Below are 25911 nucleotides of genomic sequence, written 5' to 3' on the forward strand. Positions count from 1 at the left end.
CTTCTAATAACCGATTGTTATGGGAAGTATATTTATTTCAAAAGAATGAGCTTCTTAATAGATGAAAGAGGCGATTAGAGAAGACCTGTAGAAAAAGGTGAATATCCGATTTCTTCCATAAGTTCAGAGATTTCTTTTTACACTCGTATAGTCTGAACGAAGTTTAATAGTAGTGGAAATAAAAGCGTTCGTAAAAGTACACTTACACGAACGAAAGGAAAGAAGCTTATTCCATCACTTCTTTCCTTCAGATAAGCAATTATATGTAACTGGATTTAGTACAATTCATACATAGAAAAGAGCTTATCAATATAGAGAAGAAGCTTTTCGGGCTCCATCTCTTAACTCCAATTTTGTTCGAATTAACGTGCTTCTGCATTCTGAACAATTCCCCTGCCGATACGGACAATCTGCAAAGACGTGAGCCATAGGACCAGTGCAGACCCCAGGCCAACTACCGTCATGTATGCATTTGCTTCATATCCGCCAATCGAAATTCTCTCCGGAATAAAAATCCAGGCGACGAGAGCGATTGCACAAATCAGTCCCCCCGTCAGATGATAAACACGAACGCCGAAAAGTGAAGCCAATGGGAAAAAGTGCACACCAACAATCAACGCCACGATAATTGGAATGAGTTGCGTAATTTGTGTCGCGTTACAAACAAAGATGGCAATTGCGATGGCAATCCCTTCAGCAGCGAAAATAAGATTAAATGCATTGCGCTGTTTTTTTCCGGACTTTGAACCAGCGCTGGTGCCAGAAAACTTCCTTCCCGATCGCAGCAGCAGAAAGCCCGTTGTGCACAAAGCGATTCCGATTAATAGTGCAATGATAAGCAATGCTGTTTGCGTTCCTCCCGGCCATTGCAAACCCATAATGCCAGTGTATGCCCATAATGTGCCGAATATCGCCATGAAAAATACGCCGTTTGCTGTTCCAAATATGGCTGCTTCAGGCGGCATGCGCTTTTCTTCCATCATCTGAATGTCCTCCTCCGTATTGTTTCCTAAGCCTAACTTACATAAATTAGCAGGGATATTTCTCCCTTTTAATATTATATCAGAATTTTCTAATATCTCTTATCTTTTTTTATGTCAGAATAAATCTGCTCGTAAATATACCTTGACGAAAAAACTGGAGAAAAGAGACGCTTTGATTGGCCGCTTTTCTCCATTTTGTGTTCATACAACTTCCGATAAAACACATGATATGTAAACTAGATTTGTTTTGGATTTACGATTCAGATTCAACTTGTCCAGGTACTCCACGTGACTTTTTTCCTTTTATATTTCCATATATTGTAGTAATACCGAACGTATATACGTGACAGAAATCAAATTTTTTACATTTGGTAATAATATCACCCTGTTTATTGAAGCAGATTTCCCATGAGTGATCACTTGGTAAAATTCCAAGCATTTGATGACAGATTTATTTTCATTCCGCAAACCAGTACCGAGTATTGTGATTGACGAACGTCTGTTACAAAGAGCCGAAAAAGTGGTACTGTTCGATTATCACCGCCGAGATGTAGAATTTATCGACAATACGCTACTTGTCTATTTGGAGCCATATGCTTCTTCTACAGCAGAACTCGTGACCGAATTGATCGAATATCAGCCGAAACACGACAAAATTTTGATTCCGTGTTTCTCCATAATCTCTCTAGTCGTCAACTCACAACTTAGTTTGTCTCTCACCACTGCCCACTTCACTTCACTTCACTTCACTTCACTTCACTTGAATATACGTTTTTGCCCACGCAAAAACACCTCCGATGCCAGCACTTTTTTAAAGTGGACCACTGCGAAGGTGTTTTTATATTGTCTCAAAAATTTAGGTTAGCCCAAAGTTAGATTTTTTTATGTCCAATTGTTATGGGGCAGTTCACAAGAATTTGAGCTTTTTCATAGAATTAAATGATTTTTCTAAGGTGTTTAACTGTCTCTATCAACTTTTGTACAGCTAGCGATATATTTTATACGTCTTTTATTGGCGAGAGACGCCGCTTGATTTCGTTGATAGACAAGTAAAGCGTATAATTCCCGTATTCAAGAATCGAATTTAGAAAGAGATTCAGTTCTTCCTGAGATGTCACTTTTATTTTTAGGTGGTAACATCCTTCTCCTGATACACGATGGGCTTCCACTACTTCTTGGCGCTCGTTTAGAAATTGAATAAACTTCTCATGATTGGACGTTTTCATAATGCTTACAATATTGAAACCGATGAAGAAGATATTCGTTATTCATGATTCATCACACATGTGAAATATTTCGCTGAACGCTTTTATGCTGGAAAAATATTGAATGAAGAATCCGATCAACTATTTGAACAGATTGCGAACATCTACCCAAAGGCCATGAATGGTTCATTCAAAGTACGGGACTACCTTAAACAGTTGCACGGTGTGACAATTCCTAATGAGGAACTAGCTTATCTAGCCGTTCATATTCATCGACTGACAACTAATATGGATTTGAATAAACAATAACTTTCTTAATTACCTGGTTCTTTTTGACGAAGACCAGGTTTTTTCTATACTGAACAAAAAAATATCCATTTTTTATAATCGAGCAGCTATAGGCCGCATGACATATGTGTGTTTTTCACCACTGATTCGATTTCTTTAGATCGGCGTGACGGGCTCCTTTAATAACTTTTTCAGAAAAGATAAAAGGAAAGAACAACTTTGCTCTTTCCTACAATTTCAGTCAAGTGTTAATAATTATTTATACATCGCACGTCTTCATGCTTAGTTTTGGGATGACAGGGCTTCTGCGGTTCGGATTCCACTACAATCCAACGCCCTCGGCTGAATTGAATCCAAAGGACGATCGCCTTAAAGACGATGTCTAGACCGATGGCGATCCACACTCCTGCAATGCCCATCTGCATCTGAATCGCCAATACATATACTGCCCCAGTCCGGATCACCCACATACCGATCGTGGTCAGATACATTGGAAACTTCGTATTGTTTGCTCCTTGGAATCCACCGGTCAATACAAGGACAACTGCTAGGAAAGGCTGGAAGACCGCTGCTATTTTTAACGCGACATCGATGTCTTTGATGACTTGGGGATCGTCGGTGAAAAGTGAACCTGCCCATCCTCCGAAGAAGAATAAGACGACCCCGAATAAGGACATGAAGCCCATCGCCATGAACGTGCTCAATCTGGCATATTCTTTGGCGGTCTCGTGGTCTCCCGCTCCGATGTTGCGACCGACGAGAATGGTTGCTGCTGTCGCGAAACCATATGCCAACATATAAGAGAACACCTCTAGATTCCCTGCAATTTGATGCGCGGCGAAGGTGTTCGTCCCGAGTACCACGATGAATCCGAAATACACGATCTGTCCGGCTCTCATGACCAATCGCTCGATAGCCGCCGGGCTTCCAAGGTTCACGAGCTCCAACTGGTGTTCGAGATCCGGTCTCCAGAAATCTTTCCTGAAGGCGATCACTTCCGTCTTACGAATATAGTTCATCAATAAGAGCGTCCCGACGAGCCGGGCGATGACGGTCGCGAGTGCCGCTCCGACGAGACCAAGTTCGGGGATGATCCAAAAACCGAAAATCAACATATAGTCGAGCACAATATTGACGACATTGATGACGATGCTTACCTTCATCGGTGATTTTGTATCTCCCGCACCTCGTAAGATACTACTGAGCACAAACATCAATGCCATCACGATCGATGGGATCCCGACAATTTTGAAGTAGGTGCTACCAGCTTCTAAAACGTCATTCTCCACCCCCATCAACCTCAGGAGAGGCTCAGCGAAAAATAGCGTCACGACCCCAAAGGTCACCCCGACCACGACAGATAGGACGATGGCCTGCTGCGCGATATGTCTCGCGCGCTCGATTCGTTCTGAGCCTAAGTTATTGGCGACATAAACGTTTACTGCCACACCGATTGCCATAAAGACAGCAAAGTAGATGGCGAGGATGGCATTCGTCACTCCTACCGCTGACACTTCTGCTAGGCCGATTCTTGAGACGAACAGCGTATCGACAAATCCGAGCAACGTTTGGAAAAAATTCTCGGCAATCGCTGGTAACGCGAGTAGAAGGATGAATTTCATCTTGGTTTTTCGATCACCATGAGTGTCCAGCCGCTCACTTTCTATCATCTGAGTCCTCTCCTTCGAAAATTATGCTTACAACGATTACAGGAAAGCGACCCAACGAGGAACCATGGGTCGCTCATGGTCAATCTGAGACACGAATGACGAAAGGATAGGTGTGCACAGTCCCATGGAACTGGAATTCGGCCCAGACCTTGTATAGGCCAGGTTTATGGAAGACCGTCTCAAATTCCGTCGTATCATGAGAAGAAGGATGCACATGGATAAACTGTTCTCCGGCTTCATCCAAGATGACGACATGACCAAGTGCTCCAAGGTATGGCTCCGGGTTACTTTCTTTGGTGTCATAGCTGAAGACAGTCGGGACATGCGCTTTTAAAGAGTCAATCGACAGCTCGACGGTATGACCTTCGATCGTTTTCGTCAGACGCTCATCCACTTTAAGTGACGATTCGATAGAGGAAGAGGACTGATGATCAATCTGTAAGTGAACCGGCTTCACTTGATATGCCAGTCCCTTAGGCTGAATATCCACGAAGAGTTTATACGCCCCTGCCTCAAGTTGGACGGGGTGCTCGAATCGACCCTCACCCTTTTTAAACGGATGGAGGTGTCGGTACTCAGTTAGGTCTTCGTTCACGAGAATCAAATGGAATTCCTTTTCATGGCTGACTTCGAGTTCCGGGGCTTGCTGATGTTGATCCTTTAACTCGATACTGATTTTCCCGAATTCATATTTAGCCTCTACAGACACTTCATTTCCCGTCAAGTTCTTCATATGATGATGTCCATGGTCTTTCACGTTTAACACTCCTTTGTGTAGTCCTTGATCGCACCGTCACTCGACCTCCATTACTTGCAGCAAGAACAGCCGATTTTAACGGTCGCCTCCGTTACCTCGTAGCCATTCTCTTGAATTGCGGTTTCAATCTCAGAAAGTGTGAGTTGGCTTTCATCGAACGTCACGTCCACCTCTCCCGCCGAAAGATTGACCTTCACTGATTCAATACCCGCTAACTTTCCAACGTGTCCTTCAATCTTATTGATACAAGATCCACAAGACATATTCGCTACCTGAAATGTTGATTTTTTCATTATATGTTCCTCCTGATTATTTAATTACCATACATGGGTAGGGTGTAAAAGTATCGATTTTTTTACACCCTCGCCACCTTATGTTCGTGTCCCTCATTGCGCGACACGCTTTCAACAGGTTCTGAGAGTGAGCTATCGTTGCTTATCGTAGCAATGTTAGAATCTCCTCTTTGTTGTTCTCGAAGCCAACAAAGTACTTCACTACTTTTCTCTTTCTGAGCATCCCTTTTTTGTAGAAGACAAACAGTGGTACGATTCGATTTCCTGATATCGCTACCATTTCTTGTTCAAGGTCAAGGTTCACACCCACATCTTTGTTCACATAAGAGACTGAGATTGTTTTTAAGTATTTTTTGGCATCCTGACAATCTGAACACGTCGGACGCGTGTAAAGTTCGAGCTGTAGATCTCTATCCATCCCAATTCCTCCTTTTATTTGATCATCGAAGGCTTAAATCGTTTCAAACGGAGTGCGTTCACCAGGACCGAGACTGAGCTTAAACTCATGGCCGCTCCAGCAAGTATCGGGTTCAATAAGGGCCCACCAAGAAGATAAACAATCCCCATCGCAAACGGGATACCCATGACATTATAGGCAAATGCCCAAAACAGGTTCTGTTTAATATTGCGGATGGTTGACTTGCTCAATTCGACAGCTGTAGGTACATCCATCAAATCGCTTCGCATCAAGACGATGTCTGCAGATTCGATCGCAACGTCAGTACCCGAACCGATCGCGATTCCGATGTCTGCTTGGGCCAAGGCTGGTGCGTCATTGATTCCATCACCGACCATTGCGACCTTCTTCCCTTCGGCCTGTAACTTCTTCACTTCGTTCGCTTTGTCTTCAGGTAACACTTCACTCAGTACCCGATCGATCCCGACCTGTCTCGCAATCGCCATGGCCGTACCTTTGTTGTCTCCGGTGATCATGGCTACTTCGATACCCATTCGTTGAAGTTTCTGAATGGCTTTACGACTGTTTTCTTTGACGGTGTCTGCGACAGCGATGATCCCTGCGATTTGTTGGTCAATCGCGATATACATCGGCGTCTTGCCTTGGTGTGCGAGTTTGTCTGAAGCGCCTTCAAGGACATCCAGTGAGATGCCGCGGTCTTTCATCAATTTTCTGTTTCCGGCAAGCAAGACTTTTCCGTCGATCAGTACTTCGATCCCGTGCCCTGGGATGGCTTCAAAACGATCGATATCCATGACACGCATCATTCTGTCCTCTGCCGCTCTTACGATTGCTTCGCCCAATGGATGTTCAGACCCTTTTTCAGCGGAAGCGGTCAAGCGTAACAACTCATCTTCTTGATGTCCATTCACTGTCACGATATCTGTCACTTTCGGTTTTCCTTCAGTGATCGTCCCTGTCTTGTCGAACACGATCGTCTGGACTTTATGGGTCGTCTCCAAGGCGCCGCCACTCTTGATCAACACACCATTCTCAGCACCTTTGCCCGTACCCACCATGATTGCTGTTGGTGTGGCCAAACCTAGTGCACAAGGGCAGGCGATGACCAGTACTGAAATCGTGATCGTCAAGGCGAAGAGGCCGGTCTGACCGCCTAAATACCATGCAATTCCTGAAAGGATCGCGACGACGATGACAATCGGTACAAAGTATCCGGAGATGATATCGGCCAGTTTTGCGATAGGAGCTCGAGAGCCCTGTGCATCCTCGACCAATTTGATGATTTGAGATAGCGCCGTATCCTTACCGACTTTCGTGGCTCGGTATTGGATGATCCCGTTCTTGTTGATGCTGGCACCGATGACTTGAGCACCCACATTTTTTTCAACAGGGATACTTTCACCGGTCAGCATGGATTCGTCTACAGACGTATTACCTGATAGAACCACGCCATCCACCGGAATCTTCTCACCAGGCTTTACGATAATCGTGTCGCCGACGATGACTTCGTCGATTGATACTTCTAACTCTTGTCCGTTGCGGACGACCTTTGCCGTCTTAGGTGCCAGTCCCATCAATTTTTCAATCGCTTCGGATGTTTTACCCATCGTCCGGACTTCAAGATATTTACCTAATGTGATCAGCGTGAGAATGACTGCGGCTGTCTCATAGTAGAGGCTATTCACGTATCCCTCATAACCTGAGAGGATAGCCATGGTAGCACCGACGCTATAGAAGAAGGCTGCGCTCGTCCCTAGTGCGACAAGTGAATCCATATTCGGATGCCCTCGGAACAATGTCTTAAATCCGACGGAGAAGAATTTCCATCCGAATAACATCACTGGGATGGTCATCATGAGCTGCAAGACAGCGAACAATTCTGGGTTCATCGTTGGATGCAATGCCATCGGTAGGGGTAGGCCGATCACATGCCCCATCGCCACATAGAGTAATGGAATCGTGAAAATCGCCGACCCTACAAATCGGTTCCACATCGATTGAATTTTTTTCAGTTTCTTTTCTTTCTCGGTATCTTGACTATCCGCTGATTCTTGGTCTTCTCTTGCCTCATATCCGGCGTTTGCCACCACTCGGATGACATCTGATACAGTCACCAGCTGAGGATCATATCGAATGACTAATTTTTCTGTCGACAAGTTCACATTCGACTCAGTCACACCCACCATTTTCCTCGTGGCCTTCTCAATCGTCTGCACACATGAGGCACAAGTCATCCCTGTGATGACAAATGATCTTTGCTCGGTCTCAGTTGAGGCCTTGTAGCCAGCCTTCTCGACGGTCGTCTGAATATCTAGCGGCGAGATTTTCGTCTCATCGTAATGAATGCTCAATTTCCCTGTCGCCAGGTTGACGTTGGAGGTCACTACGCCAGGCAATTTTTGGGTTGCTTTTTCAACTGTCTGAACGCAGGACGCACAGGTCATCCCTTCCACTGCAAATGTCTTACTCTCCATATCGTCTTACCTCCATTTTTATTGGGCCGATTCGACTTCGTATCCGACCTCGCCCACAACTTCTTTAAATTCATTCACACCTAGTCGTGATTCGTCGTACTTCACTTTTGCGATGCCTTTCTTCAAGTTGACCTTCGCACTTTCAATCCCATTCAGACCTTCAAGTGCTGACTCGACTTTGTTGACACAATGAGCGCACGACATACCTTTAATCGTTAAAATCGTTTTTTCATCTTGAATCTCCTCCTATTCAACACATTCATGACGTCATTTCAAACTCAATGTCTGGATCCACAGGAATGGTCCTGACATCTGCATTGACCTGGGGTACAAGTACATGGAATGTTTTCCACCGCTTCACCTTCCTTCATCTCAAGGATTTTTTTGAGATTCTCGATATCCTGTACACTTAGTGTCGCTTGTGTGATCATCGTTCCGATGGTGTTCCCGACATCCCTGTCACAGATATGATCGAGTAGATCATGTAACGTCTCTCTGATGACGTCGCCTTCAACGATGTTGGCAGAGTAGATGAATTTATTCCCCTCGGCCTCGGTTGAGAGCATCCCTTTTTTCACGAGCCTCCCTATGAATGTCTTCGTCGTCGCAGGCTTCCAGCTCATCTTCTTTTCCAATACCTCGATGATTTCTTTACTGGTCACGTGCTTTTGGGCCCAAACGACACGCATGACTTCCCATTCTGAATCCGTTATTTGTTTTTCGACATGTTCAGCCATTTGTCCAACCTCCAAATTTTAAGTTTACAATCGTAAACGTTTTATTTGTTTTTAGTTTACAATCGTAAACGTTTGCTGTCAACCATTATGTTTTCGGGTTCGATATTCAGTCGTCATTGGCTATATTCTTGTCTAGAAAACTCTTCAATGCCTCTACAGAGGGCTCGGGTGCTGTGGCTCAATCGAACTCTCCTATTTCTTAAAATCAAAAAAGTAGGATGTAATAAAACAAAGTAGGTGCTGCCTTTAAGGTTTTGTTGCTGAGTTCCTACAATCAACTTGATAATTCGATTGCTATTTTCGTATGGAGGCACCTTGGTTAATGAAAAAGTGTAAGAAGGGATACATTTCGACGACGAAATGTATCCCTTCTTACACTACAAGTTCCATTCAATGTTTGAACTCCCAAAAAAGCTCTCATCCAATTAATCTGAATATAGAAACTAAATGTATTGTATACAAAAAATAATCTAATGAGACCAAGGTGACATCATTCAGTATGTTACAAGAAGTAAAAAACATATTCAGTCTCCTATGGTTCAACGCTAAGTATCAACCAATTATTCGAGAAATTGATTTCGTTAAGCGATAAACAATTACCGGTCTCATGGGCAATTGAGAGGAAATATCAACTTATTTTCGAAGTGAATTTACTAAGCAACAAAATATAATCCACTAATCGATCATTGAAGTTCTATCTCTCTTTACGCTCACAAAGGAAATAGCGAACACCCCATCAATCTCTGCTTGCTCCTCTGTCACGACTTCTTCGATTTCGTACAGCATCCGGTTCTTGACCAGGTGCTTTCCTCATGTTGAGATAGGTTTCCACTAACCACTCTCCATCAATACAAAGCGATACGACGATAGTCTACTATCCATAAATTTTTGGTGACTATGCACAATGTACGCATTGATTTAGGGTTAGAGTGGATTCAGCGAATAACATCAAAGAAGGGGCCTATAACGTGTGAGCATCTGTTGCTGATTAGAGCGGCTTCCCGAATTCCGGGCGCCCTTCTTCATTCCACGTGAACACTTGTGCGCGTGTATGACGGTTCGGATCGTAGAGGGGATCCCCTTCGATTTCCGTATACGTCCGAGCATGGTAAATTAGGACATCCTCTCCCTTCTCGTTCACGGTAAAGCTATTGTGACCCGGTCCGAATTGATTCACGTCGGCATTCGTCTGGAACACCGGCCGGAACGATTTCGACCACGATGCCGGGTTTAACACATCAGCGTTCTCCGAGGCGCACAACATACCCATGCAGTAATTCTCATCGGTCGCACTCGCCGAATACGTGATGAAGATGTGGCCGTTTCGCTTCAATACAGCCGCCCCCTCATTGACGAGGAAACCACGTGTCTCCCAGTCATACTCAGGCTTCGTCAGCATGACTTGCGGCAATTTGATCGTCCATGGGTTTTCGAGTTCGGCGATGTATAAATTAGAGTTCCCCTCGATGGCCGGATCTTTTTGAGCCCACACCAAATAGTGAGTCCCTTTATGATCAAACACGGTTGCATCGAGTGCGAATGAATCCCACTCGGTCTGAATTTGGCCTTTTTCGGCCCATTCCCCTTCGAGCGGATTTGCCGATTCGTTCTCCAATACGAACATGCGGTGGTCGAACAGACCGTTGACGATGCCCCGCGACTTCGCGGCCGCAAAATAGAGGTACCACTTGCCGTGAATGTAATGCAGTTCAGGAGCCCAAATCAAGTCGCTCATCGGGCCTGTCTCGTGTTTGACCCATGCGATCACCGGCTCCGCCGTCCGAAGCGCTTGAAGCGACTTGGCGCGGCGTAACTCAATCAAGTCATACTCAGGCACCGACGCCGTGAAGTAGTAATAGCCATCCGTATGCAAGTAGACCCATGGGTCGGCCCGCTGTTCTAAAATCAAATGTCGATCCTCTACTTGGTTCATCTTACTACCTCCTCGTCACGTATCGGTCGGCCGAACACAGGACCGGCTTCATCCCAAATGAACGGTTGGACACGCGTATGTCGATTCGGGTCCCAAAGCGGGTCCCCGACAATTTCTTTATAGTTGCGGGCGTGGTAGACGAGTATGTCTGTCCCGTCTTCTAATGTCGTAAAACTGTTGTGGCCCGGTCCATACTGACTCGCCGCTTCATCGGTTCCAAAGACCGGTTCGGGATGCTTCGTCCAACTCGCCGCGTCCAATAAATCGCTCGTCACCGTAGCGCGCAGAAGGCCCATGCAGTAGTGATGGTCCGTCGCACTCGCAGAGAACGTGATGTAGATGTGGCCTTTCCGTTTCAAGACGGCCGGGCCCTCGTTCACGAGGAACCCAATCTTCTCCCAGTCATACTCCGGCGTCGCAATCATCGTCTGTTGCCCTGTGAGCGTCCACGGATTCTCCATCTCCGAGATGTAGAGGTTCGAGTTACCATCGATGGCCGGGTCTTTTTGGGCCCACACATAATAAAGGCGCCCCTCGTGCTCGAACGTCGTCGCATCAAGCGCGAACGATTCGCACCAAGTCCGGACCTGTCCTTTTTCGACCCATTCCCCTTCGAGCGGATTCGCCGAGCTGTTCTCGAGCACATACATCCGATGATCGAAGACGTGATCTTCTCGCGCGGCCGCGAAATAGAGGTACCATTTCCCTTGGATATGATGTAATTCCGGGGCCCAGATGTTCGCACTCATGATGCCCGTCTCACGTTTGGTCCAGACGACTCGTTCTTCCGCCTCGGTCAAAGCCGCGAGCGTCTTCGCCCGACGGAGCGGGATGCCCGTGAAGTCCGGCAACGAGGCCGTGAAGTAATAATAGCCATCTGTATGGCGCATGATCCATGGGTCCGCTCGTTGTTCCACTAGCGGATTCGTGATCGTCTCTCTCATAAAGAACGCTCCCCTATCTCAGATTCTGTTCGGTTCAAACTCATATGTTTTAACAGTGTGTGTCGTTCTCTCAAACGGTACGCCTCTCTCTTGCTACTCGCCAACAGGAGCGAGGAGACCCCGATCTCGTCCGGCCGCAGCGGTGCCTGTAACGCGTGGAAGATGTGTTCGAACTCTTGCCGCGTCGGCATCTGCTCGGCCCACGCCCGTAGCGCGCCCGGCGTGTCGGACCATTCAAGCATCATTGTTTTATAGGAATCGATGAGTTCCATCGTGGCGATGGCGACTTTCGTTCCATGGAGGACCGCCGGACGATGGTTGGCGATGAAGTCCATCTCCCAATAGTGGGACAAGTGATGCTCACCCCCGGAAGCTGGATGCGAATGACCGAAAATCAACATGGCGACTCCGGACAATAGTAACGACTCCATCAGTTGATCCAATCCGTCCGCGTCTCGTTTATAGATGGCAGGCAAGGCGTCCACACACGATTGTAACGCCTGTTCCGTCAGTGATGCGGCGCCCGGACAAAACGGTTCACCGCCGTCAAATGCTCCGAACCGCCAGTCCAACAAAGACGTGTATTTCCCGAGCATATTGCCGACCCCGGCCGCGATCAACGCGTCCGGCGCCTTCCGAATCACCTGACTCGGGACGAACACCGCAATCGGAGAAACAAGCTGGTACGTGATTTTCTTGCCTCTCACAATGAGAGGCGCCCCTTTTGACGTGAAGCCGTCCACTGACGGCGCGGTCGGCACCGAGATGAACGGTACTTTCGTTTTGGCCGCACAGAACCGGGTGACGTCATGAATCGTGCCGGCACCTAGCGCAATGAGCGCGTCGACGGTTTTATCTTGTTGAAGCAATACTTGTACGACCGAGCGCTCCTCCGCCAACACGTCGCCTTGCTCATCCGCTTGAAGCGAGACGAGCGACACATCAACTCCGATATCAATCAAGGCTTCTCGTAGCGGGAGAAACCCGACGCGCTCGGTATTCATGTCGGCGACGACGAGGAGACGGTTCCACTCTTTTTCGTGGACGAACGCAGCCAATTCGACCCAGACGTGTTCGGACGCGACCATCCGTTCAATCGTGATCGCGTGATGGGGGTTCCCGCAATCACAAGCTTGAACGTGTTCGTTAATCTGTTCGAGGTTCATCGGCTGACTCCTGTCTCGACGCGGTACGTCGTTTGCCAACGGTACGTGTCTCCCGCCTTCAAGCGAATCGACGGGAACGTTTCGTGGTGAAACGCATCAGGGAGGTGTTGCGGTTCCAGACAGACGCCGTAGTGACGTCTCGACGTCCCTTCACGCAATGAAGTCGTCTCGTTCATCTGATTGCCAGAATAGAGGATGATGGCCGGGGCCGTCGTCGAGATCGTCAACTCTCGCTGTGACTCTCGCTCATATAGTCTCGCTTCCCGTCGCTCCGCGAAGACGAACGGATGGTCATAGCCGTTGACCAATTCGTTTTGTGGATGGGTTGACTCGAGACCGTCCGCCAAGACACGACCAGACCGGAAATCAAACGCTGTCTGATCGACTTCAAGCAAGCGACCCGTCGGAATCAAATCATCCCGCAGCTCAGCGAACGTGTCGGCGGACAACGTAAGCTCATGGTTCAAGATGTCCCGCTCACCTCCGCTCAAGTTGAAATACGTATGGTTCGTCAAATCACACACCGTATCTTGATCAGAGGTCGCCTCGTATGTGATGGTGACGCCGTGGTCGGCCAGTTCGAACGTGGCGCGGACATCGAGTGTCCCGGGATATCCGTTCTCTCCGTCCGGACTGACGCAATGAAGCGTCACACGGTCGGACGTCCTCTGTTCGACCGTCCAGACGCGACGGTTCAACCCTTTTCCGCCATGAAGGTGATGGACACCTTCATTCGCAGGCACGTGATACGTCACGCCATCCAGGTCGAACGTACTCTGGTCGATCCGTCCGGCGACCCGTCCGATCGTCGCACCCAAATAATACGTGTCCTGCATGTACGCCTCGACTGTGTCGTACGACAAGACGATATTTTTCCAGCCGTCATCCTGAATCGAAAATTCTTGCAACGTCGCTCCGTAAGTCAATATGTTCAATCGATACACATCGTTCTCGAGCGTAATTGTCGACTCGTCAATCGCTGTTTCTAGTTGCCGCTTCATGACATCCACTCCTTTTTACCAAACGTTCACTGGGCAGTGCTTCGTCGCGAGTCGTGCCCGATACGAGACGTAACACCCACATTTCAAGCAAGTATCTTGTTGCTGGAACGGGCAAGCCGCGCAATGGGTGAGGCGTGCCTCATATTCCGTATCCGACACCTGCTCCATGACTTCCGCATCGATGGTCAACAGCCAGTCATGATCTGTCGTTTGCGGTGGACAGGTCCGACATCGCCGCGTCTTCGCCACTGTCATCTCAGCGGACCGCGATGGTGATGACGCTCATCGCTGGCACGTCGAGGACGAGCTTGCCGTCTTCCGTGACGGTCACGTCATGGTCCCGTGGTGAGACGAGGTCAGGTTGTTCGAACGTATTGTGGGCGTTCAAATGGTCTGCCGTTAAAATCCGGGCCGACACGACAGAGATGGCGCCGATTCCCCGTAAATCGATTTCGACCGTATCGCCTTGCTCGTGGTCGAGTTGGCAGAGGCTGATGTGGAGCACACCTTCCGCATTTCGCGAAGCGGTGGCGTTCACGGCCGGGATGGCTTCATCTTTGGCCACATAGTTACGTGTGTGCGCGGCGAGTTCGACGCGTTCGGCGTCTTGGTGGACGCTGTACATCTCGAACACATGGTATGTCGGCGTGAGGATGAATCGGTCTCCTTCTGTCAAAATCATCGCCTGCAACACGTTGACCATTTGAGCGATGTTCGCCATATGAACGCGGTCGTTATGGTTATGGAAGATGTTGAAGTGGACCGCAGCCACGAGTGCATCCCGAATCGAGTTTTGTTGATACAAGAAACCTGGGTTCGTCCCCGGCTCCACATCGAACCACGTGCCCCACTCGTCGACGATCAAGCCGACACGTTTTTCTGGGTCATACTGGTCCATGATCTGGCCGTGTTTCGTGATCAACTCGTCCATATGGAGGGCGCGCTTCAACGTGATGAACCATTCGTCCTCCGTGAAATCGAGAGCCGAGCCTTTGCCCAACCAGAAGTCACCTGGGATCGTGTAGTAATGGAGGCTGAGCCCGTCCATCATCGTCCCTGCTTCCCGCATCAGGACCTCTGTCCATTTATAGTCGTCAATGTTCGCCCCACCGGCGATTTTATAGAGTTTATTGCCGTCGTAGTTGCGGACGTACGTCTGGTAGCGGCGATACAGGTCCGCGTAATATTCAGGGCGCATGTTACCGCCGCAGCCCCAGTTCTCATTCCCGACGCCAAAGTACGTGAGTTCCCACGGCTCGGTCCGGCCGTTCTCTTGTCGCCAGTTCGACATCGGTGACTCGCCACCGAACGTCATGTACTCCACCCATTCCGACATTTCTTGCACCGTTCCGCTTCCGACGTTCCCACAGATGTACGGTTCACACTCGAGCAGCTCACAGAGGCGCATGAATTCATGCGTACCGAAGTGGTTGTTTTCGACGACCCCGCCCCAATGCGTGTTGACCATCCGTTTTCGGTTCTCGTTCGGACCGACCCCGTCCTTCCAGTGGTACTCGTCGGCAAAACAGCCGCCCGGCCAACGGAGGACCGGGATGTTCAATTTCTTCAAGGCGGCGAGCACATCGTTGCGAATGCCATCCGTGTTTGGAATCGGCGACTCAGGACCGACCCAGAGCCCTTCATAAATACAACGACCTAAATGCTCGGCGAAATGACCATAAATGTGCTTGCTGATCGTCCCTTTGGTTAAGTCGGCATTGACGATGAGCTGTGTCGTCCCTGTCGTCACGTGCGTCGGTTTGATGAGTTGGTTGTTCATTGTATCTCCTCCATGAAGAAGGGCCAACGAAGTGGCCCTTTAGATTATGGTCGATAGTAAAGTTCATTCCAACGTAGTTCGTTGTTAAATTGGACCGTCTCCGTCTTGGCATCGATGACAGCGATTTCAACGTCGAGCATTTCCGCGAAGTCCCGTAGTTGGTCGGTCGTCACTTCATACGAATAGCAGGTGTGGTGCGCCCCACCGGCTTGAATCCAGTTTTCGACCGCTTGCGCCATCGAAGGTTCTGTTTTCCAAAGAACGCGTGCGACCGGCAAGTTCGGCATCGCCTCTTCCGGCTGAATGCCTTCGACCGTGTTGACGAGGAGACGGAAGCGATGGCCGAGATCGATGATACTCGCGTTCAACGCCTTGCCGCTCTGTCCTTCAAAGACGATCCGGGCCGGTGCTTCCCGGTCGCCGATACCGAGCGGATGGACTTCGATTCTTGGTTGATCGGCCGCAATCGTCGGACAAATCTCCAACATGTGAGCGCCGAGCACCATCTCGTTGCCCGGCTCGAAGTGGTACGTGTAATCTTCCATGAACGAGGTCCGCTCGTTGTTCGACATGATTTTCATGAGACGGACCAATGCTGCCGTTTTCCAGTCACCTTCTCCGGCAAAGCCATAGCCTTGCTCCATCAAGCGTTGGACGGCGAGACCCGGTAACTGCTTCATGCCGTGCAAGTCTTCAAACGTCGTCGTGAAGGCGGTATATCCTCCTGCCTCGAGGAAGGCTTTCATACCGAGTTCAATCTGGCCTTGGTAACGGACCGAATCAAGGAACTCCTCTTCCGCCATCCCTTTATTCGTCAGTTCGTAACGAGACGCGTATTCGTCCATCAGCGCATCGAGATCTGTGTCGGTCACGGCGTCCATATATGCGACAAGATCACCGACACCATATCCGTCCACCGTCCAACCGAGGCGAATCTGCGCTTCGACTTTATCGCCTTCCGTCACGGCGACGTTGCGCATGTTGTCACCGAAACGAGCCACTTTTAACACTTTGCTTTCGGCCAACGCATGAGCGACTTTCATCCAGCTCGCCATCTTGCCGCGTGTCGTCTCGTCTTCCCAGTGCCCGACAAGCACTTTGCGTTTGACGTTCATCCGGCTCGTGATAAATCCGTGTTCCCGGTCGCCGTGCGCCGATTGGTTCAAGTTCATGAAGTCCATATCGATCGCATCCCAAGGGATGTCGCGATTGAACTGTGTACCGAAATGGAGCAACGGTTTTTGTAGGACGCGCATGCCACTGATCCACATCTTCGATGGCGAAAACGTGTGCATCCAGGTGATCACGCCCGCACATGAGTCGTCCGCATTCGCCTGAAGCATCATCTGACGGATCTCTTCTGCATTTTTGACGACTCCCTTGAAGACGATCCGGTCGCTGAAGACGTCGGCCGCATCAAGTCCAGCCACCATCTCTTTTGAATGATCCTCCACTTGACGAAGCACGTCTTCGCCGTAAAGCATTTGGCTTCCTGTCACGAACCAAAATTCATATGTTTTTGCTGTCAACATCCAAAGTCCCCCTAATGTGAGGGCGAAGTTCCGGTCATTTTTGGCCGTAGTATGCGTTCGCCCCATGTTTTCGCAAATAGTGTTTATCTAAGATGCTCTGTTTAATCGGTGTCAGGCCAGGGTTCAAGTTCAAGGCGTGAAGTCCCATCTTCGCGACTTCCTCGAGGACGACCGCATTGTGGACCGCCTCATTCGCGTCTTTGCCCCAGCAGAACGGTGCGTGATTGGCCACGAGCACGCCCGGTACGGCGACTGCTTCGAGCATTAACTCGTCAAGCGTCTCTAAAATGACGTGGCCGGTCTCGAGCTCATACGCCGTTGCGATCTCTTCGTCTGTCAATTCTCGAGTGCACGGAATCTCGCCATAAAAGTAATCGGCGTGTGTCGTTCCGAACGCCGGGATCGCCCGCTTCGCCTGTGCCCAGCTCGTCGCCCATGGCGAATGGGTATGCACGACCCCGCCAATCTCAGGGAGAGACCGATAGAGCGCGAGATGGGTCGGTGTGTCTGATGAGGGGCGAAGCTCGCCTTCGACGACGTTACCTTCCAAATCGACGACGACCATGTCTTCCACGGTCAATCGTTCGTAAGGGACACCGCTCGGCTTGATGACGACCAATCCGGCGTTCCGGTCGATGCCACTGACGTTGCCCCATGTGAAGGTGACCAAGCCGTGTTGCGGGAGGGCCAAGTTCGCTTCGAGCACGGCTTCCTTCAAATGACGGCTTACCATACCGGTTCCTCCTTCACGCGTGATGCTTCGGCTTTGATTTTTTTCAAGCGTTTCATCACATCGTTTTCACCGCGACCGAAGTAGTCGTATAGTTTCGTGTATTCGGCGAACAGAGCATCATACGTCGCGACGTTTTCCGGAATCGGCTTGTACGTCTCTTCTTTGACACGGCCCATCTTCGCTGCCGCTTCCGTGATCGTGGCGTAACCGCCTCGCTCCGCACCGGCCGCCACCGCCCCGAACATGGCCGACCCGAGGGCAGGCGTTTGCGAGGAGGCGGAGATTTTGATTTCCATGTTCAACACGTCCGCATAGATTTGCATCATGAGGGCGTTCTTCTCGGCGATTCCGCCGGCTGCATATACTTCATGCACAGGAACACCGCTGTTCCGGAACGCTTCCACAATCGTCCGTGTCCCATACGCCGTCGCTTCAATCAACGCCCGGTAAATGTCTTCTGGTTTCGTGAGCAATGTCGCTCCGAGTAGGGCACCCGTCAAATTCGTATCGACGAGCGTCGATCGGTTCCCGTTCCACCAGTCGAGGGCGATGAGACCGCTCTCCCCGACACGTTGACGGGCTGCTTTCTCCGTCAACAACTGATGGATGCCGATACCTTTCAAGGCGGCCTCTTCGACGTAATGTCCTGGGACACACGTCTCGGTGAACCATTCAAAATGGTCCCCGACACACGATTGGCCAGCTTCATAGCCCATCAATCCTGGGATGACACCGTCTTCGACGACACCGCACATGCCTGGGACGACTTGTTCGTCTTTACCGAGTAGGATATGGCACGTCGATGTGCCCATGACCATCAGCATCTTGCCCGGTTCGGCGATTCCGACAGCCGGTACCGCCACGTGGGCGTCGACGTTCGCGACCGCGACGGCCGTGCCTGGAAGGAGTCCGATTCGCGCGGCGAACGCCTCTGTCAGTTCACCCGCCTTGGACCCGATTGGTGCGATGTCGCGCGTTAGTTTCTCTTCGACAACGTTCTCTAGCCGCGGATCGAGCGCTTTAAAGAACTCGTTTGACGGGTAGCCGTCTTGTTTATGCCAAATGGCTTTATATCCAGCTGTGCAACTGTTCCGAACGACGCGACCTGTCATCTGGGAGACGACCCAATCCGTCGCTTCTAGAATCTGGTCCGCCGCTTCATAGATCGCTGGTGCTTCGTTCAGGATTTGCCACACTTTCGGGATCATCCACTCCGATGAGATTTTCCCGCCATAGCGTTTCAAGAAGTCTTCGCCCCGCTCCGCTGCGATGCGGTTCAACTCGTCCGCCTCGTCTTGCGCGGCGTGGTGCTTCCAAAGCTTCACGTAGCTGTGCGGGTTTTGTTGATGCTCCTCATGGAAACAAAGCGGGTTCAAGTGTTCGTCAATCGGTAAGATCGTGCAGGCTGTGAAATCGATGCCGAGTCCAACAACTTGGTCCGGCATGATCCCCGCCTCTTTCACGACGGCCGGGATCGTAAGTTCTAATACTTCTAAATAGTCTTGCGGATGTTGGAGTGCCCAATCATGCTCGAGACGGGTCACTCCGTCCGGTAAATATTCATCCATGACGCCATGTGTGTACGGTTTGACCGCGGTCGCCACTTCTCGACCTGTCGCTACGTCGACGAGGACCGCACGTCCTGATTGCGTCCCGTAGTCGACGCCGATTGTATAGTTGGCCATATTCATCACCCTACCTCCAAAAGAATGCGCTTACATATAGGATGAAAAAAATAAAGTGTGTGGGCACTCTTGTATTTTCATCCGTACAACTATTCAAATAACATGTCTGATTCGTACAGAAAACAAAAATATACAATCAAGTTGTACGTATAACTTATACCTTGATTGTATCAACTATTTTAAATTAATCAACTGTTTTCAACATTTTATCTGAACATTTTTGCGTCAGTTCTGAAAAAACTGTGACATTCATCTTTAAAGAGACTGCGATAAGTTGTACGGATATTTACAGTCGTTTGCCGATAAAAACGTGCCCTCGGTCAGACAATCCCGCGAACACGAGCGTCTCTCGCCAATTCTCCCAGTCCCAGCCCGGTAACATATGCCAAGTGATCCTTTCAGGACTGTAGAGTTTGATGGTCGTATCCGTCAGCTTCTCATAACGGCCTCGTTCGCCATACTCTGTCACGAAAGTCCCGTCCGCTAGAAGTTGAATCTTACTTGAAGGCAGGACGTCATGTTTCGTCCGGTCCATGTAGATCCACTCCCACTCCCCGACGAGTTCCTCCATCTCGATGGGCCGTTCTTCTTCCCCGGCATATCGTTGCGGAGATACGAGCGGCCAGCCCGATTCCGTCCAGATAATTTTGCGGATATGCAGTTCGTGCCAGTGCGGGTCCTGCTCACCTCTGACGTGATGGACGAGATAATCCTTGTCCCCGTCATGCAAGACGGAGTTATGACCGGGACCGACCCAACCTTCCCCAGCCCCGAACCGATAGCCCCCTAAAATCTTCATGCCGACTTGTTGGGAGTCGATTTCGAGGTCGGTCATGACGTTCCCATCAAAATCGACGTACGGTCCGGTGATCGAAGTCGAGCGGGCCACACGGATGTGATAGTCCTTGAATAGGGAGTCGTACGAGACGAACAAGTAATAATGGCGATCCGCCTCCCGATAGACGATATACGGTCCCTCGATTGCCCCTTCAACGCTTTGGTGACGTTTCGCAATCAACGTCTCCTCACTCCCCGGACGTTTCTTCCCGGTCTCCGGATCGATCGGGAACACGTACAGCCCACCGAAGAAGCTACCGTAGACGAGCCAAGGTTCTCCATGCGCATCGAACGTAATATTCGGATCGATCGCGTTCGGTCCTGACGTCCCAGCCTCGCTCTTCACGACGAGCCCGTGATCCTGCCACGGTCCGTCTATCGTTTCCGCACTGGCGACACCGATATAGGACTGCGTCTGCCCGAACTGTGAAGCCGCATAGTACATGACGTAACGACCACCCATGAACACAACTTCCGGTGCCCAAAGCCCCGGCGCCCCCGTCCATTCCACAGCCTCGTGCGGAAGTTCTTCAAACGCCAAGCCGACGTATTCCCAATGGATCAAATCCTTTGAGCGGCGCACTTGAATCCCCCCGTTGATTTGATGCCCGTGGGCTGCATCCGTCGAGAACACGTAATACCAGTCCCCGACTTTGATCGAGGCGGGATCGTGGGCGTTGTGCGTGCCCCACATCGTTTCGTTCGTCAATCGCTCTAGCAGATAACGTTCTTCTCGTTTCGGACCGTTCATTTTTTGCATGTTTCCGTTTCTCCTTTTATCGTTTTTTGCCCCATACGGCGGTGCCGTCCTCGCTCAGACCTGTGAAGATGATCGTCGGTTGCCAATTCTCCCAATCCCAAGCCGCACCGACTTGCGTCTCATACGTCTCTTGTCCGACTTCGACCTCGAGGACCGAGCCGTTCAATCGCCAAGACCCGTCCCCGTTTTCGAGCTTCCCGCCTCGTTCCAACGTCAACGTGCTCGAGGCTTGCTGTCCATCGTCGAATCGCGGGAACGTGATGACGTCCCAGTCCCCGACCAGATGGGCGTCGTCGACCTCGACGTCTCCTTCACCTGCATAGCGCTCGGGCGAGACGACCGGCCAACCGTCTTTCGTCCAATACACTTTTCGGACGTGCAACTGTGACCAATAGATGTCTTCACTCGGTCGCGCCTGATGCAACACGAATGTGTCAGTCCCGTCTTGTAAAAATGCCGAATGCCCGGTCCCGACGTATCCGTCATCTCCTTCGAAACGATACGAACCCACGATTTTCACGCCCGTATCAAATGACTCATCCGATTCGTCCCGTAAGTCGCGACCACGCGAGTCGACGTACGGTCCCACGATTGACTTCGAGCGACCGATCCGGACGTTGTACGTATCTTCTAACCAACCATACGACACCATCAAGTAGTAATAACCTGTCTCATCGTTATACAAGATTTCCGGTCCTTCGATGCCCATCGACATGTCTTTCCGTTTGGCGAGCAACGTTCCCTCTGACGATTCGTCCACTCGCTTCCCAGTGCCTGGATCAATCTCCGTCAAAAAGATCCCACCAAAGTACGACCCATACGCCATCCACCATTTGCCTGACGCATCTTGCGTCACATGAGGGTCAATCGCATTGGCGACACCCCCGTCCCCGTCTTTCGACGTCACGACGGCGCCCTCGTCTTCCCAAGGCCCTTCGATCGTTGACGCGGTCGCTAGCCCGATGTACGACGTGCGGCTCCCGACCCCTGATACGGAATAGTACAAGTGGAACCGATCTCCGATTTTTGTGATCGCCGGGGCCCAGAACGTATTCCCACCGGCCCAAGCGAACGCCTCTTCAGACACTTGATCGAACACACGGCCGACGAACTCCCAGTGAATGAGATCGGTCGATTTACGAATTTGAATACCGGGCGTCGGAGGACCACCCACCATGTAATCCGTCGAGAAAACGTAGTACGTGTCACCATCTTTAAAGATTGCCCCGTCATGCGTAAAGTTCGTCGTCCACTCGCTCTCTTTGTTGAGCACGTCTGGCGTCACATCTTCCACCTTTTGATCAAACGGCGCTTTCGGGAGTACCGACTCATCGATTGATGCACTCGTCGTCTGCCAGAAGAAAACACCTCCGACCGCGACAATGAGCAACGCCATCCAGACCATTATTTTTTTCATGTCAATCTCCTTCCTCCATCAAAAAGGCACCCGCCTAAAAAAGACGGGTGCCTCTGTCTTGTCACACCTCAGCCCTTCACACCAGAAATCGCAATCGACTCGATGATCTGTTTTTGGAAGATCATGAAGACGATTAACATCGGGAGTAACGCCACGACGGACGCGGCCATGATTAACGGATAATCACTTTGAATTGCATAAGATGCGTTAAAGTTCGCGATGACAAGTTGAAGCGTCTGTTTCTCCGGCGAGTTCAAATACAGAATCGGCCCGAGGTAGTCGTTCCAGATTGCCATGAACCAAAGAATCAATTGCGCGGCCACGGCCGGCTTGATCAATGGGAAGATAATCTTATAGAAGATTTGGAAGTACGAGCAGCCATCAATCTTGGCCGCCTCGATAATCGAGTTCGGGATGCTGTTCAAAAATTGGCGCAAGAAGAAAATCATGAAAATATTCCCGAACAGTCCAGGCACGATCAACGGTAACAGCGTATCCACCCAGCCGATGCTCGAGAACATCATGAACTGGGGAATCATGAGCACCGGGTAAGGGATCATGACAGAAGCGAACAAGAGCAGGAAGATTTTATTCTTGCCTCTGAAGTTCAACTTCGCGAAGGCGAACGCCGCCAAGCTCGACGTGAACGTTCCGACGATTGTGACGGATAACGCGACGATCAAACTGTTCGATATCCCGGACAACAGCGGGCCCATGCTCCAAATTTCCGTGTACTTGCTAAACGAAATATCGGTCGGGATCCATACCGGAGGGAGCGCGAACACATCCTCTTTTGATTTTAGCGACGTCGATACCATCCAGAGCAGCGGCGCGATCATGACGACCGCTCCGATGGACAGGAAGATAAAGATGAAGAAATCCGTGATTCGGTCCTTCTTCTTCACCGACATCGTTTCCACGTTCTCTTTTTTCCGTGAGAGAGCTAATTGCATGGTCATTCTCCTTTCCTATACACGAATCGCTCAATCAAGATCGAACGATGATTTTTCATTCATCCGGAATTGGAGCAACGTGACGATGAAAATGAAGAGCCCGAGGACGAGCGCCATCGCCGAAGCGTAACCGAGTTGGAAGTTCCCGAACGATTTTTGCCAAATGTAGAAGACCGCAGAGGCAGACGAGTACTCAGGACCCCCGGTTGGTGTCATGACGTTGATTTCCGTGAAGATTTGCGCTCCTCCGATGATGTTCGTCACGATGATGAAGAACGTGACCGGTTTGACCATCGGGAGCGTGATATGCCAAAAGCTTTGCCACGCGTTGGCTCCATCGAGTTTCGCTGCCTCATAAAATGATTTCGGGACACTTTGGAGCGCCGCCAAGTAAAGGAGCATCGTGTAGCCGAGCCCTTTCCAAATCGCCATGAGGATGAGCGCGGGTTTGACGGTATCGGTGTTTTGGAGCCAGTTCGGCCCGTCGATCCCGATCAAAGCCAGGAATTGGTTGACCAATCCGTAGTCCCCGTTATACGCCCATTGCCACAAAATCGAGACGGCGGCAATCGACGAGATGACGGGAATGTAGTAAATCACGCGGAACGTGTCCGTCCCAAAAATCTTTCGATTCAACGCGAGGGCAAGCAGAAGCGCGAGAACGATTCCGATTGGGATCCCAATCATCATAAAGAGCGTGTTGTACATTGATTTATAAAAATATTCATCTTGGAACAAGTTAACGAAGTTCTCAAACCCGATAAATTTCATTTGACCGAGGCCGTTCCAATTCGTGAAAGCGCCGTAAACAGAATACATCAACGGTACGAACGCGAAGAGGAAGAACCCAATGACCGGTGCCGCAACGAACAGGTAGGCGTACCGCTGTTCAGTTCGATATAACTTGGAAATCGATTTTGTCTTCATTATCCTTCCATCCTTTCAACGTCAGAGACGCAGGTGGCGAACATCGCCACCCCGTTTCGACTCTCTGATCAATTCGCCTGTTTCTCTTGTTCGATCGCCGCATCGAGCAATTTCTGCATCTTCGGCTGCGCCGTCTTCACATAGTCTTCGACCGACGTTTTACCGTCTAGGACAGGCTGGATGTTTTTGAAGAACTCGTCGTACCATTCTGCCGTGTATGTTTTCTCAGCCGGGAACCCGCGGCCATAATCGTTGATTAAATCAAGGAACTCTTGTTTGTTATCTGGTTTGATTGACGTATCAGCTGCCCAGTTGTCTGCGATTTCCATACTGTTCGGCAATTGGACTTGCGCGTCTACGAGCGCTTGTTGCCCTTCTTGGTCCGCAGACAAGTACATCGCCAACTCTGCCGCTTCTTCTTTATGTTTCGTCGTCGCCCCGACGCCGATCCCGAGTGACCCCACCCATCCTGACGCTTTACCGGTTGAACCGGCTGGCCATGGAAGTAAGTCGTACTCGAATTTCAACTGTTCTTTAAATGCTGCCATATCCCACGGTCCGACTGGGAAGAAGGCGAGCTGACCTTTCAGCCAACGTTGGTACGTGTCGAGCGTCTGTGTTTCGCCGATTGACGGTGTGATCCCGTGTTTCAACTGTTGATCGACGAAGAATTGCAACGCTTCGATGAACTTCGGATCATCGATTGTCACTTTCGTACCATCTTCATTGATCCAGTCCGCTCCATTACTCCAGACGAACGGTTGAAGGGCCCAGTTTACGTTGAAGCCAGTGCCGTACTGATCCATCTTCCCGTCACCGTTCGTGTCTTTCGTCAACTGTTTGGCTACGTCCACGAACTCATCCCATGTATATGGTTTGTCTTTATCCGGTAGCGGGATGCCCGCATCTTCGAACATCGTCTTGTTGTAGCCGAGTGCGAACGGACCTAAGTCTTTCGGTAGTCCGTAAATCGCGCCTTCTCCGAGCGTCTTCCCATCGAAACGATATTTGTCGACACCCTTCTCCCAAATGTCGTCCAACTTGACGTCTTCTGAAGTTTCAACCGCTTCAGTGATATCGAGTAGCACGCCCGAATTTACGTATGCTTTCACTTGGGCAGGATTATAGAAGAAGACGTCTGGGATTTTGCGACCTGCGATGGCCGATTTGAGTTTTGTATCGTACTGATCCGGGGCTGTCTGGACCATCGTTACTTTCACGTCTTTGTTGGCTTCTTCAAAACGTTTCACCGTCGCTTGGTAGGCTTTTAACTCTTGTGGATTTCCACGGAACATAAATGTCAATTCAACTTTCCCGTCAGCGCCTGCCTCGTCTCCCGAACAGCCGGCGAGCGCCAAAGAAGTTGTCATCAGGGCTGACATCGTTAACGCAAACATTTTTTTCGATTTACGATTCAT

General features: G+C 50.0%; 24 protein-coding genes and 1 pseudogene. 2 read left to right on the plus strand and 23 right to left on the minus strand.

Features of this window, described 5'->3' with window-relative positions; genetic code table 11:
• Nucleotides 1–362 precede the first annotated feature (362 nt).
• Nucleotides 363–983 carry a hypothetical protein gene (locus KNO73_RS04535; protein ID WP_068869109.1) on the minus strand — a complete coding sequence of 207 codons (621 nt, stop codon included), beginning with the start codon at nt 981–983 and terminating at the stop codon, nt 363–365.
• Nucleotides 984–1458: 475 nt separating this feature from the next.
• Here KNO73_RS04535 and KNO73_RS15165 point away from each other — a divergent pair.
• Nucleotides 1459–1639, plus strand: a pseudogene (locus KNO73_RS15165) (DHH family phosphoesterase); the annotation flags it as partial.
• A 342-nt stretch (nt 1640–1981) separates the two neighbouring features.
• On the opposite strand, the gene KNO73_RS04545 reads toward KNO73_RS15165, so the two are convergent.
• Complete coding sequence (locus KNO73_RS04545; RefSeq protein WP_214686849.1) at nt 1982–2209, minus strand: Lrp/AsnC ligand binding domain-containing protein; 228 nt, start codon at nt 2207–2209, stop codon at nt 1982–1984.
• Between the two features lie 60 nt (nt 2210–2269).
• On the opposite strand from KNO73_RS04545, the gene KNO73_RS14985 reads away from it, so the two are divergent.
• Complete coding sequence (locus KNO73_RS14985; RefSeq protein ID WP_270810937.1) at nt 2270–2497, plus strand: PRD domain-containing protein; 228 nt, start codon at nt 2270–2272, stop codon at nt 2495–2497.
• Nucleotides 2498–2724: 227 nt separating this feature from the next.
• On the opposite strand, the gene KNO73_RS04555 is transcribed toward KNO73_RS14985, so the two are convergent.
• From KNO73_RS04555 to KNO73_RS04655, 21 genes are all read right to left on the minus strand, one after another.
• A complete protein-coding gene (locus KNO73_RS04555; protein WP_251024848.1) occupies nt 2725–4098 on the minus strand; it encodes an MATE family efflux transporter in 1374 nt (457 codons plus the stop codon).
• 127 nt (nt 4099–4225) lie between these two features.
• On the minus strand, nt 4226–4903 hold the full coding sequence (locus KNO73_RS04560; protein ID WP_236355812.1) for a hypothetical protein: 678 nt from the start codon (nt 4901–4903) through the stop codon (nt 4226–4228).
• A 50-nt stretch (nt 4904–4953) separates the two neighbouring features.
• The gene (locus tag KNO73_RS04565; protein ID WP_214686850.1) at nt 4954–5196 is read right to left on the minus strand and encodes a heavy-metal-associated domain-containing protein; all 243 of its coding nucleotides are present in this window, start codon (nt 5194–5196) and stop codon (nt 4954–4956) included.
• A gap of 142 nt (nt 5197–5338) precedes the next feature.
• Complete coding sequence (locus KNO73_RS04570) at nt 5339–5614, minus strand: glutaredoxin family protein (RefSeq protein WP_029595503.1); 276 nt, start codon at nt 5612–5614, stop codon at nt 5339–5341.
• 14 nt (nt 5615–5628) lie between these two features.
• Nucleotides 5629–8088, minus strand: coding sequence for a heavy metal translocating P-type ATPase (locus KNO73_RS04575; RefSeq protein ID WP_215112144.1), 2460 nt, complete (start codon nt 8086–8088; stop codon nt 5629–5631).
• Nucleotides 8089–8106: 18 nt separating this feature from the next.
• Complete coding sequence (locus tag KNO73_RS04580) at nt 8107–8328, minus strand: cation transporter (protein WP_353047965.1); 222 nt, start codon at nt 8326–8328, stop codon at nt 8107–8109.
• A 38-nt stretch (nt 8329–8366) separates the two neighbouring features.
• A complete protein-coding gene (locus tag KNO73_RS04585) occupies nt 8367–8825 on the minus strand; it encodes a CopY/TcrY family copper transport repressor (protein WP_214730660.1) in 459 nt (152 codons plus the stop codon).
• Nucleotides 8826–9813: 988 nt separating this feature from the next.
• On the minus strand, nt 9814–10758 hold the full coding sequence (locus KNO73_RS04590; protein WP_215112145.1) for a glycoside hydrolase family 43 protein: 945 nt from the start codon (nt 10756–10758) through the stop codon (nt 9814–9816).
• A complete protein-coding gene (locus KNO73_RS04595; RefSeq protein ID WP_214684161.1) occupies nt 10755–11702 on the minus strand; it encodes a glycoside hydrolase family 43 protein in 948 nt (315 codons plus the stop codon). Before KNO73_RS04595 ends, KNO73_RS04590 begins: the two co-directional genes overlap by 4 nt.
• On the minus strand, nt 11699–12868 hold the full coding sequence (locus KNO73_RS04600) for a sn-glycerol-1-phosphate dehydrogenase (RefSeq protein WP_215112146.1): 1170 nt from the start codon (nt 12866–12868) through the stop codon (nt 11699–11701). The genes KNO73_RS04595 and KNO73_RS04600 overlap by 4 nt, the downstream gene beginning before the upstream one ends.
• Entirely contained in the window at nt 12865–13869 is a 1005-nt protein-coding gene (locus tag KNO73_RS04605; protein ID WP_214684157.1) for an aldose epimerase family protein, read from the minus strand. The genes KNO73_RS04600 and KNO73_RS04605 overlap by 4 nt, the downstream gene beginning before the upstream one ends.
• A 15-nt stretch (nt 13870–13884) precedes the next feature.
• A complete protein-coding gene (locus KNO73_RS04610; RefSeq protein ID WP_143404767.1) occupies nt 13885–14124 on the minus strand; it encodes a DUF6171 family protein in 240 nt (79 codons plus the stop codon).
• Between the two features lies 1 nt (nt 14125).
• Nucleotides 14126–15649, minus strand: a complete 1524-nt coding sequence (locus tag KNO73_RS04615) for an alpha-N-arabinofuranosidase (protein WP_214684156.1) — start codon at nt 15647–15649, stop codon at nt 14126–14128.
• Between the two features lie 44 nt (nt 15650–15693).
• Complete coding sequence (araA, locus tag KNO73_RS04620; RefSeq protein WP_214684155.1) at nt 15694–17181, minus strand: L-arabinose isomerase; 1488 nt, start codon at nt 17179–17181, stop codon at nt 15694–15696.
• Between the two features lie 34 nt (nt 17182–17215).
• A complete protein-coding gene (araD, locus tag KNO73_RS04625; RefSeq protein ID WP_031423581.1) occupies nt 17216–17914 on the minus strand; it encodes an L-ribulose-5-phosphate 4-epimerase in 699 nt (232 codons plus the stop codon).
• Nucleotides 17908–19605, minus strand: coding sequence for a ribulokinase (gene araB, locus KNO73_RS04630; protein ID WP_214684154.1), 1698 nt, complete (start codon nt 19603–19605; stop codon nt 17908–17910). The genes araD and araB overlap by 7 nt, the downstream gene beginning before the upstream one ends.
• A 280-nt stretch (nt 19606–19885) precedes the next feature.
• Entirely contained in the window at nt 19886–21196 is a 1311-nt protein-coding gene (locus KNO73_RS04635; protein WP_214684153.1) for an arabinan endo-1,5-alpha-L-arabinosidase, read from the minus strand.
• Between the two features lie 16 nt (nt 21197–21212).
• A complete protein-coding gene (locus KNO73_RS04640) occupies nt 21213–22613 on the minus strand; it encodes an arabinan endo-1,5-alpha-L-arabinosidase (RefSeq protein WP_215112147.1) in 1401 nt (466 codons plus the stop codon).
• A gap of 68 nt (nt 22614–22681) precedes the next feature.
• Nucleotides 22682–23524: a carbohydrate ABC transporter permease gene (locus KNO73_RS04645; protein ID WP_031200025.1), complete on the minus strand. Its 843-nt coding sequence runs from the start codon at nt 23522–23524 to the stop codon at nt 22682–22684.
• 72 nt (nt 23525–23596) lie between these two features.
• A complete protein-coding gene (locus tag KNO73_RS04650; protein WP_021066211.1) occupies nt 23597–24493 on the minus strand; it encodes a carbohydrate ABC transporter permease in 897 nt (298 codons plus the stop codon).
• 68 nt (nt 24494–24561) lie between these two features.
• The gene (locus KNO73_RS04655; protein ID WP_215112148.1) at nt 24562–25911 is read right to left on the minus strand and encodes an ABC transporter substrate-binding protein; all 1350 of its coding nucleotides are present in this window, start codon (nt 25909–25911) and stop codon (nt 24562–24564) included.

Origin of the sequence: Exiguobacterium sp. s83, assembly GCF_018617095.1 — a bacterium.
Classification (GTDB): domain Bacteria; phylum Bacillota; class Bacilli; order Exiguobacteriales; family Exiguobacteriaceae; genus Exiguobacterium; species Exiguobacterium profundum.